Below are 17,801 nucleotides of genomic sequence, written 5' to 3'. Positions count from 1 at the left end.
CATAGGAATCACATTTTTTGTGAAGTTTTTCATATTATTACTATGCGCAAAAAAGGAAGTTCAAATTCGAACTTCCTTTTCTTTATCGGCAAATATCAATTTTTTTTTGATACAGCCCCCTTTAAAATACTATTTTATTAATTCTAAAGCAATTTCCATCATATCTGTGAAAGTATTTTGTCTTTCTTCTGGTGAAGTTTCTTCTCCTTTAAAAATATGATCTGAAATTGTTAGTATAGATAGAGCTTCTACTCCATATTTTGCAGCAAGTGTATAAAGCTCTGCAGTTTCCATTTCAACTGCTAATACACCATATTCTGCCCAAGTCTTTAATGAAAAATGATTTGTATCATCATAAAATAAATCACTTGATAAAACATTTCCTACCTTTACATTTGCATTCTTTGCTTTTGCTATATTATAAGCTTCATATAATAATTGAAAATTAGCACTTGGTGCATAATCTAAACCATTAAATCTTCTTTTGTTAATTCCAGAATTTGTTGATGCACTTTGAGCAAGTACTATATCTCTTACATTCACATTATCGTTACAAGATCCAGCTGAACCTATTCTTATTAATCTCTTAGCACCATAAAATTGTATTAATTCATTTACATAAATAGAATGTGAAGGTAATCCCATTCCTGTACCTTGAACTGATACTCTTTTACCTTTATATGTTCCTGTATAACCATACATTCCTCTAACTTCATTATAACAAACTACATCTTCTAAAAAATTTTCAGCTATAAATTTCGCTCTTAAAGGATCTCCTGGTAGCAATACTGTTTCTGCTATAGAACCTTCTTTAGCCATAATATGTAAATGTTTTGACATATTTATTCCTCCTAACAACTCATGTATTATACATAGTATATTACATACTAATATAATAGTAAATACAGGCTTTTTATTTTTTATTAATATATTTTCTAGTAATTAATTTTCGCATATCACCAATCATATACAATGATCCACTTGCAATTATTAAATCATTTTCTTTTGCATCTTTTAAAGCATTATTAAATGCTTCTTCATAATCTTCATATGCTTTACAATTTTCATTATACTTTATAATTTCATCTCTTAAGTCTTGAGCTAATTCAGCTCTTATAGAGTGTGGAGTTACAGCATAAACCTTTTTAGCTAATGGTGTAATCTCTTTAACCATCATCTCTACATCTTTATCAGCTAAAATACCTAAAATCAAATATACATCTTTATAATTGAAGTATTTTTGTATATTATTTTTTAAAGTAGTTATTCCTTGAATATTATGTGCTCCATCAATAACTATTAAGGGATTATTACTTAATACTTCTAATCTTCCCTTCCACATTACTTCTCTTACACTATTCTCAATCGCTTTATTATTTAAATGTATAAATCCTTGTTTCTCTACAACTTCCATAACCTTTATAGCCAAAGCTAAGTTATATATTTGATGCTCTCCTAATAAAGGTAATTCTAATATATACTCTTTTTCGCCTTTTATCTTTACTTTTTGAAATGGTTTATCACCTTTAACAATATCTAATAATTCGGCATCATTAAAATTAACTATATATAACTTTGAATTTTCTTTTTCGCATTTCTTAATAACTACATCCATAACTTCTTCCTGTTGAGGAAATACTATAGTAGGAATATTTCTTTTTATTATTCCACATTTTTCTCCAGCAATTTCTCTTAGATTATTTCCTAATAAATTAGTATGATCAAAGCTAATAGATGTAATTACTGATACTATAGGGATAATTACATTAGTTGAATCTAATCTTCCGCCTAATCCAACTTCAACTACTCCAAAATCTATCTTCTCTCTTTCAAAATAAAGAAGCATTAAAACAGTAATCATTTCAAATTCAGTTGGGTGCCCATATCCTTCCTCTTCAACCTTACCTATATAGGGCTTAATATAAGTCACCAGTTCCGCTAAAACATCTTTAGGAATATTTTCTCCATTTATTTGAATTCTCTCTTCAAACTCTTCCAGAAAAGGTGAAGTATACATACCAACTTTATATCCTAATCCATTTAGCATTTTTGTTATCATTGCTGTGGTAGACCCTTTACCATTAGTGCCTGCAACATGTATTAATTTCAAATTATCTTGTGGATTTCCTAAAAGTTCTAATAATCTAAAAGTTCTCTCTAGTCCATAATTCGACCCAAAATTTCCAACTTCAGTTATGTATTTCATTGCTTCATTATAATTCATCTTTTTACCTCTTTGCTTTAAAATCTAATGTATATTTACTCCCATTATTTAGACATAATTATAAATAAAAACTTTTAAAATATCAAATTTTACACAATAAAAAGATACCATTAAAATATTAATGGTATCTATGATTAATATCTATATTTTATAATGAAGATAGGTTATTTCCTTCATTTCCATCTGGCTTAGTTCTTAGGTACTCCTCACCTTTTCTTGAATGAGCAATTATAACTCCTTCAATCTCGCCATTTTTTGCTCTATTAACACCATCTGCTTTTTCAAGCTTTTCTCCACTATCTAATATATAATGAGTTATTTCTCCACTACTATCTTTTATAGTGTCTGTAATTCTTTGTGCCATAAAACATCACCTCTTAGTAATATTTTAAGCTAGTACAGATATTTTATACGTATTTTTCTTTAAAAGTTCTATTACTTATATATATAGCTACAATGAAAGTAATTAATTCTGTTATCGGTACACTAAGCCATATTCCACTTACTCCTAAAAAACATGGTAATACAAATATTAATATTCCTACAACTATTAACCCACGTAATGATGAAATAATTATTGCTACTTTTGGCATCTCTATAGCTTGAAAGTATCCAGCTAATACCATGTTCGCTCCCATTATTATAAATGCTGTAAAGTACATTCTAATGGCAACAACTGCAATTTGTTTTATCTCTTCAGTTGGAGTTACAAATACTTTAATCAATTCTTCTGGGAATAAAAACCCTAAAATAGTAGCCGTTAATCCAAATATAATAGCAACATAGAATGCTATCTTTCTAAACTCCATAGCTCTTTTATATTTTTTAGCTCCTATATTTACACTCACTATAGGCTGTATTGTCTGACAAATTCCATTACTTATAGAAATAAAAATTATAGCTGTGTTAGATATTATGCTATATGCTGTTACGCCAGTCTCTCCTATAAATTTCAATAGTTGAAAATTAAATAAGTATATTATTACTCCTGTAGACATTTCTATAAAGAAACTTGGAATTCCATTGCTAATTATTCTAGATAAATATTTATATCTAAAGCATCTATAATTTAGTCTCAAAGTATTTTTTTTAGATAAAAAATGTGTTAACAATATCCCCATACTTATAGTATATGAAAGAACTGTTGCAAGTCCTGCACCATACATTCCCATATTCAGAGGAAATACAAATATATAATCTAATATAATATTTATTAATCCACCAGTAATTGTAGCTATCATAGCAAGCTTTGGATTCTTATCTATTCTCACAAATCCTTGAAGTGTAGACCCTATTGTAAAAGGAACAAAACCTAAAGCAACTATTTTCATATATTCTTCTATCAAACTAATAGTTATATCAGTAGCTCCTAGCATTAAGGCTATATCATCCATAAAAAATTTGCCTACAACTAGAAAAAGTGCTGCTGAAGCTATAGATATATATACTGATAAACTAAATATATCTATGGCCTTATCATTATGCCCCCTACCTCTTTCTATTCCTAAAACAGTAGAACCACCTACTCCTATTAGATATCCAACTCCAAAGACTAAAGAGTATATTGGTAACACTATATTCAAAGCTGCAAGTCCGTCACCACCTACTCCTTGTCCAATAAAAATCGTATCAAATAGAATATATATAGATGTAACTAATGCAGCTCCTACTGTTGGAAAGAAATATTTTAAAAATAATTTTTTTACATCATCCTTTACTAAATCCATGATTCCCCCCAATTTTCTATATAAAAGACTGCCCCTTACGAGACAGTCTCAATACTACTATTTAAATGCTTCAATTCTTACTAAAACTGCATCAAGCATTTCTTGATACTTAGCCATCTTAGCTTTTTCACCTTCAACTACTGCTTCAGGAGCTTTTGCAACAAATCCTTGATTAGAAAGTTTCTTTTCTATTCTAGTTATTTCACCTTCTAATTTAGTCTTTTCTTTGCCTAATCTTTCAAGTTCCTTATCCTTATCTACTAAGTCAAGAAGTGGCATAAATAACTCTCCACCTTTAACTACTAAAGATACTGCATTTTCTGGAACAAGAGCTTTATCAGCTATAAATTCTACTTCTGAAGCTGAACCTAATTTTTCAATATATGGTATACCTGCTGTGAATGCATCCTTAGCTTCATTAGAAATATAGCAAATAACCTTAGCCTTTCTTGATGGTGGTACATTCATTTCAGCTCTTAAGTTTCTTAATCCCTTAATAGATTCTATGATATAATCCATATCTTTTACTGCTTTTGCATCTACTAAACTTTCATTACATTCAGGCCAATTAGATATTGCTATAGATTCACCATTAGTTAAAGTAGTATATATCTCTTCAGTTATATATGGCATTGCTGGGTGTAATAATTGTAAACCTGTAGTTAATACAGTATACAATACGTTGTAAGCTACTCCCTTAGCTTTTTCATTATCACTAAAGAATACTGGTTTTACAAGTTCAATATACCAATCACAGAATTCAGTCCACATGAAATCATAAACCTTTTGGTTTGCTATACCAAGTTCATATTTTTCTAAGTTTTCTGTAACTTCTTTAACTACAGTATTCATTCTTGAAAGAATCCACTTATCAGCTAAGCTGTATTCTGTACAATCAGCATATTTATTCATTAATTCAGTATCAAGGTTCATCATAACAAATCTTGATGCATTCCAAATTTTATTAGCAAAGTTTCTTGCTGATTCAACTTTTTCTGGAATATATCTTATATCATTTCCTGGTGAACTTCCTGTTACTAACATAAATCTTAAAGCATCTGCTCCAAATTCCTCAATTACTTCTAGTGGGTCAACACCATTTCCTAAAGATTTACTCATTTTTATACCATTCGAATCTCTTATAATACCGTGCATTAACACTGTATCAAATGGAGTCTTATCCATGTTGTATAATCCTGAGAATATCATTCTAGCAACCCAGAAGAATATTATATCATAGCCAGTAACTAATACATTTCCTGGATAGAAGTAATCTAAATCTGGTGTCTTTTCAGGCCAACCTAATGTTGAGAAAGGCCATAATGCAGATGAGAACCAAGTATCTAATACATCTTCATCTTGTCTTAAGTTTTCTGATGAACATTTTGAACATTTAGTTGGTGCATCAACTTCTACCATCATATGTCCGCAATCGTTACAGTAGAATACAGGTATTCTGTGTCCCCACCATAATTGTCTTGAAATACACCAGTCTTGAATATTTTCCATCCAGTTGAAGTATATTTTTTCAAATCTTTCTGGAACAATTTTAGTTTTTCCTTCTTTAACAACTTCTATAGCTGGTTTTGCTAAAGATTCCATCTTTACATACCATTGTTGAGATATTATCGGTTCAACAACAGTTCCACATCTATCATGTGTACCAACATTATGAGTGTGAGGTTTTATCTTAACTAAAAGTCCTTGCTCATCTAAGTCTTTAATCATTTGTTTTCTAGCTTCATATCTATCTAAACCTTGATATTTTCCACCTAATTCATTAATTACTCCGTGGTCATCCATAACTCTAATTTGTGGTAAGTTATGTCTTTGCCCAACTTGGAAGTCGTTTGGATCATGGGCTGGAGTTATCTTAACTGCACCAGTTCCAAACTCAATATCAACATAATCATCTCCGATTATTGGAATTTCTCTATCTGTTAGAGGTAATTTTAAAGTCTTACCAATAAGATGTTTAAATCTTTCATCATTTGGATTAACAGCAACTGCAGTATCTCCAAGTAATGTTTCTGGTCTTGTCGTAGCTATTTCTAAGTATCCAGAACCATCAGATAAAGGATAATTTATATGCCAGAAGCTACCTTCTTTTTCTTCATAAACTATTTCTGCATCAGATAAAGCAGTTGTACATTTTGGACACCAGTTTGTTATTCTGTTTCCTTGATATATTAATCCATCATTATATAACTTAACGAAAACTGTTCTAACAGCTTTATTTAGATTCTCATCCATAGTAAATGCTTCTCTAGTAAAGTCACAAGAAACACCTAATTTCTTAAGCTGTCCTCTAATAGTTCCCTTATACTCTTCAGCCCATTTCCAAACTTCTTCTAAGAAAGCTTCTCTTCCCATTTCCTTTTTAACTTTACCTTCTTTTAAAAGTTCATTTTCAACCTTTACTTCTGTAGCTATAGAAGCATGGTCTGTTCCTGGAAGCCATAATGTGCAGTATCCTTGCATTCTCTTAAATCTTATAAGCATATCTTGCATAGTATTGTCTAATGCATGCCCTAAGTGAAGCTTACCAGTTATATTTGGTGGTGGCATCATTATTGTGAATGGCTTTTTAGTTTTATCAACGACAGGAGTGAAATATTTCTTTTCTTCCCATGTTTTATAGATTCTTTCTTCAAATTCTTTTGGATTATACGTTGTAGATAAATTCTTTTTCTCTTCCATAAATAAAACCTCCTGAATAAGTTTCTTATATATTTAAAGTTCTTATATAAAGACTACTTTATAAAGACTACTTTACAAAAATTAACTTTACATAAAAATAAAAAAGAGCCTTAGTCCAAAAAAGGACGAAGACTCGCGGTACCACCTTTATTCCTGAGTGACACTCTAAATTTTAATTTAGATAATGGAACTTACATCTACTAAATATGAATAGATATTTCCTTTTTAAATCTCAGGCTCTTAATTTAATAACGACTAGATTAGCCGTCTTAACTTACTATAATTTCAGCTAAGAAACTCAAAAGCTACCTTCAGAATATTTCATATAGAAGGCTTACAGCCAAGGCCTTCCTCTCTTAATACTTCCTATTCTTACTCCTCTTTTTCACAGTTTTTATATATTAATTTTACTTTATACTATGATATTTTTTTTATTTTGTCAATATATTATCTACAATTTCTTTATTACTAACTCTATCACATTCTAAATTTTTCTTTGCAACTGATAACATTAATTTTATCCTATTAACTTGATTAACGTTAGATGCTCCTGGATCATAATCTATTGCTACAATATTAGAATTCGGATATCGTTCTCTTAGTATCTTTATCATCCCTTTTCCTGTCACATGGTTAGGTAAGCATGCAAAAGGTTGTACACAAGCTATATTATTAACTCCGCTTTTTATAAGCTCTATCATTTCCCCAGTTAAAAACCAACCTTCACCAGTCTGATTTCCTATAGATAAAATTGGCTGTGCCAATTTAGCTAATTCAGCTATATGCTTTGGTGAATCAAACTTTTTACTTTTTGCAAGTTCTTCTATCATAACTTTTCTGTAACTCTCTAAATAGCTTATAACTATATTCCCTATATTCTTACTTATTTTACTCTTTCCTAAATACTCAGCTTTATATCCTGAATCATATGCGCAATACATAAAGAAATCTAACAAATCTGGAACAACAGCTTCTGCTCCTTCACTTTCTAGAATATTAACTATATCATTATTAGCTGTTGGATGATATTTTACTAATATTTCACCTACTACACCTACTCTTGGCTTTTTAATATCATTTAATTCTAAATTATCAAAATCTTTTATTATTTCTTTTATATTTTTATTAAAGATACCTCTATTACCATTTTCAAGATTTTCTTTTACTTTTTCATTCCAGAATTCATACAATCTCTCAGCATCACCTTTATTTTTCTCATAAGGTCTTGTTCTGTATAAAACTCTCATAAATAAATCTCCATAAACTAAAGCCATTATAGCTCTACTTATAAATTTAAGTGTTATTTTAAAACCAGGTTGTTCACCCATACCTAACGCATTAAGTGAAATTACAGGAACATTTTCAAATCCTGCATCTTTAAGAGCCATCTTTAAAAAACCAATATAATTTGTAGCTCTACAGCCTCCCCCTGTTTGAGTTATTAATACTGAAGTATTATTTACATCATACTTTCCTGACTTTAAAGCATTTATGATTTGACCAACTACTATTATTGATGGATAACAAGCATCATTATTTACATACTTCAACCCTTCATCAATAGATTTAATATCCATAGCTGGTAATACTTCTACATTATATCCACATTCTTTCACTGCTTTTTCTAATAAATCAAAATGTATAGGCGACATTTGAGGTGATAATATAGTATGTTTCTTTCTCATTTCCTTTACAAATATAGGTGGTTTATATTCTATTTTCTCTTCTATCGGTTTATAATTTAATCTTTCCCTTTCCTTTATAGCAGCATATAGAGATCTAATTCTTATCCTAGCTGCACCTAAATTATTTCCTTCATCTATTTTTAAAGCTGTATATATTTTTCCTTTTGAAATAATCAAATCTGATACCTGATCTGTTGTTACTGCATCTAAGCCACATCCAAATGAATTTAATTGTATTATTTCTAAATATGGATTCTTAGATATAAATGATGCTGCTCTATAAAGTCTCGAATGATACATCCATTGATCTACAACTCTTAAAGGATCATCTAGTTTGCCCAAGTGAGATATACTATCTTCTGTTAATACTGCCATACCATAAGATGTAATTATTTCTGGTATACCGTGATTTATTTCAGGATCAATATGATATGGTCTTCCACATAAAACTATCCCTTTTTTGTTATTTACCTTTAAATATTCTAAAACCTCTTCTCCTTTTTTCTCTATATCTCTTTTACATTCTAATCTCTCAACTGCAGCTTTTTTTATTGCCTCCTTAGTCTCATCTAAAGATATGTTATAATCTTTAAATTCTTCAACAATTCTTTTAGCTAAAACTTTATAATTGTCCAAAGATAAAAATGGTTCTATAATCTTAACATTTCTCTCTTTTAATTCATCAATATTTGTTCGTATAACCTCTGGATAAGATGTTACTATAGGACAATTATAATGATTAGTCGCATCTTTAAATTCCTTTTTTTCATAAGGAATACAAGGATAGAAAATCGTCTTTATTCCTCTATTGATAAGGTTCATTATATGTCCATGACTTATCTTAGCAGGATAACAAGCTGACTCTGATGGTATAGTTTCTATACCTAACTCATATATCTTTTTGCTAGAAGCATCTGAAAGTATTACTCTAAACCCTAAATTTGTTAACATAGTAAACCAAAATGGATAATTTTCATAAATATTTAGCACTCTCGGAATACCAATAACACCCCTTTTAGCTTCCTTTATTGGTAATGGTTTATAACTAAATATTCTCTTGTATTTATACTTATATAGATTGGGAATTTCTTCATTTTTATTTTTAATTATACCAAGTGCTTTTTCACACCTATTACCTGAAATAAATTCTTCTCCATTTGAAAATTTATTTATTGTTAGTAAACAATTATTCCCGCATCTACCACATCTTGAAAAATCAGTTTCTATCTGAAATTTCTTAATTTCTTCACTAGATAGAATACTTGATTTTCTTCCTTCTATATATCTCTCCTTTGCAATTATCGCACATCCAAATGCTCCCATTATGCCTGCTATGTCTGGTCTAATAACCTCTTTACCTGAAATAATCTCAAAACTTCTAAGCACTGCATCATTATAAAAAGTTCCACCTTGAACTATTATTTTATCTCCCATATCATTTTCATTTCTCATTTTTATAACTTTAAATAGAGCATTTTTTATTACAGAGTAGGACAATCCTGCTGATATATCTGAAACTTCAGCCCCTTCTTTTTGAGCTTGTTTTACTCTTGAGTTCATAAACACTGTACATCTTGATCCCAAATCAACTGGTGCTTTCGAAAATAATCCTTCTTTTGCAAATTCTTTAACATCCATGCCAAGAGACTTAGCAAAACCTTCAATAAATGAACCACAGCCTGAAGAGCAAGCTTCGTTTAAAAGAATACTATCTATAGTCCCATTTTTTATCCCCATAGATTTCATATCTTGTCCACCTATATCTAGAATAAAATTTACTTCTGGTAAGAAATAACTAGCAGCTTTATAGTGAGCCATAGTTTCAATTTCACCTATATCTATATGTAAAGCTGCTTTTATTAGATCCTCTCCATAACCAGTAACCGTAGAATTAACAATCTCAACGTCTTTTGGAATTATTTTATACATATCATTTAAAATTTTAATTACTTTTTTTAATGGATCTCCGTCATTACCTTCATAAAAAGAATATATTAGCTCATTCTTATCATTTATTAATGCAACTTTGGTAGTGGTTGATCCAGCATCAATACCTAAATAAGCTTTCCCTTTATAACTTAATAAGTCGTCTCTTTTTACAATAGCTTTATTATGCCTTTCTTTAAACACTCTATATTCTTCTTCATCTCTAAATAAAGGTGTCAATCTTTTAACATCACTTTCTTTAATTGCTAAAATCCCTTTGAAACTCTCAACTAAATCTTTCAAAGAAACTTGTTTATTTTCATCACTTAATAATGCGGCTCCTATAGCCACAAACAATTCTGCATTTTCAGGAGTAATAGTTTGTTCTTTAGTTAGTCTTAACGTTTCTACAAATCTATTTCTAAGTTCAGATAGAAAGTTTAGTGGCCCTCCCAAAAATGCCACATTTCCTCTTATAGGCTTTCCACAAGCTAATCCACTAATTGTTTGATTCACAACAGCCTGAAAAATTGATGCAGCAATATCTTCTTTATGTGCGCCTTGATTTATAAGTGGTTGAATATCTGTTTTAGCAAATACACCACATCTAGATGCAATTGGATAAATTACTTTAAAAGATTTTGCATATTCATTTAATCCTTTAGCATCTGTATTCAATAAAACAGCCATCTGATCTATAAATGCACCAGTACCACCAGCACAACTTCCATTCATTCTTTGTTCTAAGCCACCATTAAAATACGTTATCTTTGCATCTTCTCCACCAAGCTCTATAACTACATCTGTTTCAGGAATCATGACTTCAACTGTCTTAGAGCAGGCAATAACCTCTTGTATAAAATCTAAATTAAGCCATTTAGAAACTGATAACCCTCCTGATCCAGTAACAACAATTGAACAATCAATATTTCCTAAAGCTTCGTATGCATTTTTAACTAAATCCACTATACTTATTCTTATATCTGAAAAATGTCTTTGATATTTACTATAAATAATTTCATTTTTATTATCTAAAACAACCAACTTTACTGTTGTAGATCCTACATCAATTCCTATTCTATACATAATTCTACCTCTCTTCCTATCAATTATTTATATATCTGAAATATACGTTACATATATTAATAATATTATTATTATAAAAAAAAGATGACATACTTAATTGTATGTCATCACTAAATTTAATCATTCATCCATTCATAAGTTTTATAACTCTTTTTATTATGTGCATGAGCACCTATTTTTTCTCCATTTTCAATCCCTACTTCTGAATTACCTGTAGGATCAATTTTTCTAAGTTCATTTTTTGATTTAGATCTATCTTTCATTCTATTTTTATTATTATCCATAAACATACCTCATAAAATAATTTTTTATTTATTAATAATTAAACTTGCTTTTAATCGCATTAAATACAGGTCTAAAATCTTCTTCATTTTCACCAAATAATTTAGTTAATTCTTCTTTAGCTTTAATATACTTTTCATCATTAATATCATTATTAACTATTTTAGATGAATCTTTGTGGAATTTCATAAATATTATCGGATGTTTTTTTGCAAAAGCTTCCATCTCATCTATATGACGTTCGGGCTTAGTTGCACTTTTTAACCATTTAAAAACATAATCATATTTATCCATATTCACACTTCCTTTTATTTATATTTTAAAGTCAGTCGGATCATATGGTTTAGCTTTTGGTTCACCAAAACATGCTTTTACGCTCTCCACTTGTGGATTATGACTTATATTTTTCTTTTGTTTTTTAGTTTTTTTCATTTGATTTCCCATGTAAATATCACCTCATCTATATCTTGTACATCTTCTCTTTTCTTATCCTATTAGAAAATTTCCATTTGTTTTATAATATTCATAAAGATGATGCTTCTCTCATTACTTCCATGTTATAAAATTCTATAATCATCTTATTTTTTAACTCTACTGTATTGCTAAATATCATCTTATCTGACTATAATAAACTTATTAATTATATGGAGGTAATAATGAATAATTTATATCCGATATCTAAAGAAAATTTTAAAAAACTTATAAACATTCGATTTAATAATATAAGTGATGGTTTAGATAATTTCAGCAATGGAATATTAGAATGCAATGATAAATTACTTTCTTTTACAGAGAAAGAAAATAGATTTTTAAAATTTTTTAAAGATACTTTATTATTAAACTCTGGTCATATTATTATAGACTTCTACCTTAAAAATCTTAATGGTGAAGAAATATTACATTTACTAGAAGCCCTTGATCATAATAATAAAATAATTTTACTACAAGAACTAAAAAATCTTAAAGATGATTCTGTTTACTTTACTCTAGACAATGATAATTTAATGGACTTTATAACAATTTTAAATACTCGTGCATTATTTTTCTGCACAATATATTTAAATACTTTTCCTTTTACAATTTGGGGAAATTACGATTTAAAATTTCCTGTTTTCTTTTCCGATATTAACACTTTAAATATTTATAAAAATTTAGCTGAAAAAAATGGCCTTTCAATAAATTCAATAAACATAAAAAGGAAGGTATAGTTTAAACTTTACCTTCCTTTTTAACGTATCTTATAAAATTATTATACAAACATATTACAATAATTTTTATTCTACCCAATTAATTTTATTTATGTATTCTTCAACATATTCATGACTCATATGAGGGTTTATAGTTTCCTCATGAGTAATTGTTACTATAGACATGGCTATAGCATACTTAAGAGTATCTATGGTTGAAAACTTGTTCATATAGCCATAACCTAATCCTGCAACAAATGAATCTCCTGCTCCTGTAACATTCTTTACATCAACTTTGTCACCACATGCAAGTCTACCTTCTTCATTTTTTGTTAAATAATATATTCCATCAGCATCTAAGCTTATAAATACATTTTCAACTCCTTGATCTAGAAAATACCTTGCTGCCCTTTTTAAATCATCATCAGTATCAATTTTAAAACCACATAAAGCCTCAGCCTCAAATCTATTAGGTTTTACCGTGTGGAAATACTTTACTAAATGACCAATTTTTTTCGCTTTATTTGCTGAAACAGGGTCTAATACAAATTTAGTCTTTCCTTTATACTTTTTAAGCATGTACTCTAACAGCATAGGATTATCTGAATCTACAACAGTATATTCAGCATTTTCAAATATCTCATCCTTAGAATCTACAAAAGCTTCATCCATTTTATTTAAGCTTTCCATATCTACTATGGCTGATTCCATCTCACCTTCAGTGTTTAAAATTGCCATATAAGTTGGAGTGCATCCATCTTTTAAAACTAATGAATTATCCATTCTATAACCAATTCTTTTAGAATGTTCTAATATGCTTCTTCCATTACTATCATCACCTACAATAGAAATAAATTCTGTATTTACTCCTACTCTTGCTAAATTCTCAGCTATATTTCTACATACCCCACCTAAGGATACTTTAATGCATCCTGGAATTGAATCTTTAGGACTATATTCCTTTTTTCCAAATCCGATTATATCTACTATTGATGCTCCTACTACTAAAATATACTTATCATTTCCTATCATCATATCTCTCCTGCTACATTTTCTCCGATTTTGAGTGATAAATATATTATATTAAAGAGACTAAAAAAAATAAAGGAAAAAATAAAATTTTGTCGATATTTTTAGTTCAGCTTCTCTTTTTGTTGTATTTATTGGCTTTTTATGAATTTTTACACTTTCTTTTTAAGAAACTAACAATATTAATTAAATAAAATAGTAATAATCTTGAAAATAAATATTATTAATAATATATCTTATGTGAATAATAACCATCTATAATGCCAATAATTATAATAATGGTATATATATGTACAGGAGGTCCATATGGATTATTTTAGTGAAGCGAATAAACTTTATAATTTAAAAGAATATAATAAGGCAATAGATTTATATAAAAAATCTATTGAAACTAAAGAAAATACAGCTTGTGCTTATTATAATGCTGGCGTATGCTTTATAAAACTAAAAAATTTTAACGCTGCTATAGATATGATAAAAAACGCACTTTCTATTCAAAAAGAAAGCAAATACTTCTTTAATTTAGCATACTGTTATGCTATGAAAGAAGATACTAATAAAGCTTTAATATACTTTAACAGAGCATGGTCTTTAGATAGTACAGATAAGGATTGTGAAAAAGCAATTAATTTAATTATGGCTAATAAAAAAGCGCTTTAATATTAAAGCGCTTTTACCATTCTCCTGCTATCATTTCTTTTATATGATCGTCATAGAAATTACTATTATCAAAATAATTTCCTGCCATATAAAATGTTGGATCTATAGGCACCCATCGTTCTTCTTTTTCTAAATATACTTCATTCCATGCATGAGGTCCATATTTTGTTCCATCATATGCACTACCAGTAACTAATCTAACTTTTAAATCAACAGCCCTTGCCATAGCAACATAAAGGCATGCATAGTCAAAACATATACCTTTCCTTGTTATCCAAGCTTCTGTTGCTCCACTATTCCCACTACTTTCATTATTTAAAGTTTTATATGCTTTATCAAAGTCATATTCTATATTACTTCCTATCCATACATATAAGCTTTTTGCTTTTTCTAAATCACTTTCTTTATACTTAGTAATTTCAATAGCCTTATTATTTATTTCATTATTTGACTTAACACCATCTTCTAAAGTTACACCATTATAATAAATTAGCACATTAGAAGTAGGTATATACTTATTTTCATCACTATATATTATTTTTGAATTACTACTATTAAAGTTTTGACTTATAGTATCATAAATCATACTATATCCACTAATATTCGAAAAAATATTTATAGGAAAATTTCTACCAATTGTCACATTAAATATTACAATACCTATAAACATTATCAATGTAACAATAATTCCTTTTATTCCACCTAATATGGCTGATATAAATATGGAAAATTTTTTTTGTGATATTTTATATAAGTATAATAATTTAACTACAAACTTTAAAAGTGTATAAATTATAAAATGAACAATAAAATATATCAAAACCAATAAAAGAATCCTAATCATCTCATTCCTAATAGTATAAAAAGCAAAATAATTAGAACTTATTTTAATTATATCCGCTAAAATAGTATTCAAATTACTATTAATTATTAAAAATGACAGTAAAATTGATAAATAATATAATGTTCTATTTATAGGATATTTAATATTTTTATGTGTATTTAGTAGATTTATACTTTCTTTAATTCCAAATAAAATAAAAGCAAAGCATATGGTGTATGCTATAAGTTCCTCCATAAAGAATACTCCTTTAATTAATACTCATCCTTTTTTATAACCTCTTTCATAACATCTGATGCTAGGTCATAATTGTATCCTTTGCTTATAAGAAATCTGTATAATTTTTGTGATAGTTTATATTGATCACTTTCTCTTCTCTTTAACTCATTATATTTCTTTTGTGCTAAAATTATTGCTCCATTTTTAGAATCCTCATCATCTATTTTAGAAAGCTCTTCAATTATTAATTCATCAGAGATTCCTTTTCTTTTAAGGTTATACTTAATCTTATTTTTACCTTGGCTCTTTAATTTGTCTTTCACATACATTTTAACGTAGTTTCTATCATTTATAAGATTATATTCTCTTAAAAATTCTATCGTTCTATTTATTGATTCTTTACTATATTCTTTTGTAATCAACTTATTAAATATTTCTTTTTCAGTTCTGTAGCTTCTTTCAACTATTTTAAGAGCGGAGCTTTTACATTTCATAAATTCATCTTCTCTTGCTAATCTTGTAAGCTTCTCAACATCAATAACTTGTTTAGGAGCCAAGTTTTCTTTATATACTATTTCTGCACTTAATGAAAATGCAAATTCATCATCTATATATATATTAACTCTCTCTTTATTACGCTTACCAATCTCTATTTTAGTTATTATATCCATTATTATTGCCACCTTATGAAGACTTTAGTATATGAATAGTAGGATTATTTAATACTTTATTTGCCACATCATAAATTTTATCCTTAGTTATATTATTTAAACTATCCATATCATCTAAAAATTCAAATATATCCTCACCCTCAACTCTTTGAGTTAAAATATAGCTACATAATTCCACTGGATCCTCTAATGTTGACACTACAGCAGTTTTATGAACCTTTTTCATTATATTTAAATCTTTTTCACCAATCTCAATTTTGCCCATTTTTATTCCAGCTAAAGTCTCATCAATAGCTTCTATTGCACTATCTATATCTTCTTCATCTACAGCTGTATATATATACAATGTTTTCACATGTTTGGTTACATCAAGATGCGAGTATATATCATAAGCTAACCCTCTATTCTCTCTTATCTCTCTAAATAATAAAGAATTTGAACTTTCTCCTAATCTATGATTTAAAATTCTTAATGGTAATTCATATTCTTTATCTAAATCATAAAATGTATAAAGATATATAATAGTATTTAATTCAATATTCTCTTTTACAGTAACTTCTTTAGTATTTATATTTTTTTCGTCTTTAACTTTTAATGACTTTACTTCTCCGCTATTCCAACTTCCAAATTGATCTTGTATCATTTTAAGAGCCTCTTCATGTTCATATGATGATACTATTGTAATAACAGAATTATTAGCTACATAATGTTTTTTATAAAAAGTATATAAATCTTTATGATTAAATCTTTTTACATTTTTATCCATTCCAGCAACATCATATCTAAGAGGGCCTTTTTTAAATGCTACTTCATTAGCTCTCTTAAAACTTAAATCTTCAACACTATCTTTACTTGTTCTAATTTCTGCTAATATTACTCCTCTTTCCTTTTCAATTTCTTCTTGAAGGAATATTGATGAAGTAACCATATCTGCTAAAATCTCTATACCATTTTTCAATTCTTCCTCTAAACAACTTATAGAGTAAACAGTAGAAGTAAAATCAGTATATGCATTATACTCTCCCCCTAAAGCTTCTAACTCATCATTTAATAGTTGAAAGCTTCTTTTATTTGTTCCTTTAAAAAGCATATGTTCAATAAAGTGAGAAATTCCTTTTTCACTTACTTTCTCATATAGTGCTCCAACTTTTATCCCTATATTTACAGATGATATCTGTGTATCTTTTTTTATTGTTAATATCTCTAACCCATTAGGTAATAGATGTTTTTTCACGTCAAAATTCAGCTTAATCATTCTCTATTGCCTCTCCCATCTCCAATTAATGTTCTAGTATAATACTATAATATGTTTAATAATTAATTACAATAATAATAATAACATAGTTTATAATTATAGAGATGAGCATAATTGATCTTTTAAAAAGTGAATATTAATTAGAGATGAAAAAATAGGAAAATTAGGATTATTAGTAATAAAGTGACCTAAAAAAGGGCAGACTATCCCTATGAGGATAATAAAATGTAAAATATTAGGTTGTTAAAGAGCTAACTAGCTCGTTTAAGCTTGCTTAGAGAACAAATCTTATCTTCCTTTTTATTAACA

15 protein-coding genes and 1 other annotated feature are annotated in these 17,801 nt (G+C 28.3%); of the genes, 2 read left to right on the top strand and 13 right to left on the bottom strand.

Going from position 1 to position 17,801, the window contains the following annotated elements; all coding sequences use genetic code 11:
- Positions 1-129 precede the first annotated feature (129 nt).
- The 9 genes from deoD to H8S10_RS18295 form a co-directional block, all read right to left on the bottom strand.
- The gene (deoD, locus tag H8S10_RS16090; protein ID WP_055265979.1) at positions 130-840 is read right to left on the bottom strand and encodes a purine-nucleoside phosphorylase; all 711 of its coding nucleotides are present in this window, start codon (positions 838-840) and stop codon (positions 130-132) included.
- Positions 841-913: 73 nt separating this feature from the next.
- The gene (locus H8S10_RS16085) at positions 914-2,224 is read right to left on the bottom strand and encodes a folylpolyglutamate synthase/dihydrofolate synthase family protein (protein WP_186839556.1); all 1,311 of its coding nucleotides are present in this window, start codon (positions 2,222-2,224) and stop codon (positions 914-916) included.
- A 148-nt stretch (positions 2,225-2,372) separates the two neighbouring features.
- Entirely contained in the window at positions 2,373-2,588 is a 216-nt protein-coding gene (locus H8S10_RS16080; RefSeq protein ID WP_055265983.1) for a DUF3892 domain-containing protein, read from the bottom strand.
- Between the two features lie 43 nt (positions 2,589-2,631).
- A complete protein-coding gene (locus H8S10_RS16075) occupies positions 2,632-3,951 on the bottom strand; it encodes an MATE family efflux transporter (protein WP_186839555.1) in 1,320 nt (439 codons plus the stop codon).
- A gap of 57 nt (positions 3,952-4,008) precedes the next feature.
- Positions 4,009-6,651, bottom strand: a complete 2,643-nt coding sequence (locus H8S10_RS16070) for a valine--tRNA ligase (RefSeq protein ID WP_186839554.1) — start codon at positions 6,649-6,651, stop codon at positions 4,009-4,011.
- Positions 6,652-6,769: 118 nt separating this feature from the next.
- Positions 6,770-7,049, bottom strand: a binding site (T-box leader).
- A 33-nt stretch (positions 7,050-7,082) separates the two neighbouring features.
- A complete protein-coding gene (locus H8S10_RS16065; RefSeq protein WP_186839553.1) occupies positions 7,083-11,348 on the bottom strand; it encodes a 2-hydroxyacyl-CoA dehydratase in 4,266 nt (1,421 codons plus the stop codon).
- Between the two features lie 116 nt (positions 11,349-11,464).
- The gene (locus tag H8S10_RS16060; protein WP_172675757.1) at positions 11,465-11,632 is read right to left on the bottom strand and encodes a hypothetical protein; all 168 of its coding nucleotides are present in this window, start codon (positions 11,630-11,632) and stop codon (positions 11,465-11,467) included.
- A gap of 31 nt (positions 11,633-11,663) precedes the next feature.
- Positions 11,664-11,924 carry a hypothetical protein gene (locus H8S10_RS16055; RefSeq protein ID WP_186839552.1) on the bottom strand — a complete coding sequence of 87 codons (261 nt, stop codon included), beginning with the start codon at positions 11,922-11,924 and terminating at the stop codon, positions 11,664-11,666.
- A gap of 18 nt (positions 11,925-11,942) precedes the next feature.
- Positions 11,943-12,074, bottom strand: a complete 132-nt coding sequence (locus H8S10_RS18295; RefSeq protein WP_269144303.1) for a CPC_1213 family protein — start codon at positions 12,072-12,074, stop codon at positions 11,943-11,945.
- A gap of 212 nt (positions 12,075-12,286) precedes the next feature.
- On the opposite strand from H8S10_RS18295, the gene H8S10_RS16050 reads away from it, so the two are divergent.
- Complete coding sequence (locus H8S10_RS16050) at positions 12,287-12,838, top strand: hypothetical protein (RefSeq protein ID WP_186839551.1); 552 nt, start codon at positions 12,287-12,289, stop codon at positions 12,836-12,838.
- 66 nt (positions 12,839-12,904) lie between these two features.
- Here the strand turns inward: H8S10_RS16050 and H8S10_RS16045 are convergent, their stop codons facing one another.
- Positions 12,905-13,852 (bottom strand): carbohydrate kinase family protein, encoded by a 948-nt coding sequence (locus H8S10_RS16045; protein ID WP_186839550.1) that lies wholly within the window; start codon positions 13,850-13,852, stop codon positions 12,905-12,907.
- Positions 13,853-14,152: 300 nt separating this feature from the next.
- Here H8S10_RS16045 and H8S10_RS16040 point away from each other — a divergent pair, with 300 nt between their 5' ends.
- Positions 14,153-14,506, top strand: coding sequence for a CDC27 family protein (locus tag H8S10_RS16040; protein WP_055268097.1), 354 nt, complete (start codon positions 14,153-14,155; stop codon positions 14,504-14,506).
- Positions 14,507-14,519: 13 nt separating this feature from the next.
- Here H8S10_RS16040 and H8S10_RS16035 read toward each other — a convergent pair whose 3' ends face one another.
- From H8S10_RS16035 to H8S10_RS16025, 3 genes are read right to left on the bottom strand one after another with little or no spacing between them, the layout of a single operon-like run.
- Positions 14,520-15,584 (bottom strand): transglutaminase-like domain-containing protein, encoded by a 1,065-nt coding sequence (locus tag H8S10_RS16035; protein WP_186839549.1) that lies wholly within the window; start codon positions 15,582-15,584, stop codon positions 14,520-14,522.
- 17 nt (positions 15,585-15,601) lie between these two features.
- On the bottom strand, positions 15,602-16,237 hold the full coding sequence (recX, locus tag H8S10_RS16030) for a recombination regulator RecX (RefSeq protein WP_186839548.1): 636 nt from the start codon (positions 16,235-16,237) through the stop codon (positions 15,602-15,604).
- Positions 16,238-16,250: 13 nt separating this feature from the next.
- Complete coding sequence (locus H8S10_RS16025; protein WP_186839547.1) at positions 16,251-17,492, bottom strand: pitrilysin family protein; 1,242 nt, start codon at positions 17,490-17,492, stop codon at positions 16,251-16,253.
- Positions 17,493-17,801: the final 309 nt, after the last annotated feature.

The sequence above is a fragment of the Clostridium sp. NSJ-49 genome, from assembly GCF_014287725.1.
Taxonomy (GTDB): domain Bacteria; phylum Bacillota; class Clostridia; order Clostridiales; family Clostridiaceae; genus Clostridium; species Clostridium disporicum_B.
This window is presented reverse-complemented; position numbering and strand designations above follow the sequence as displayed.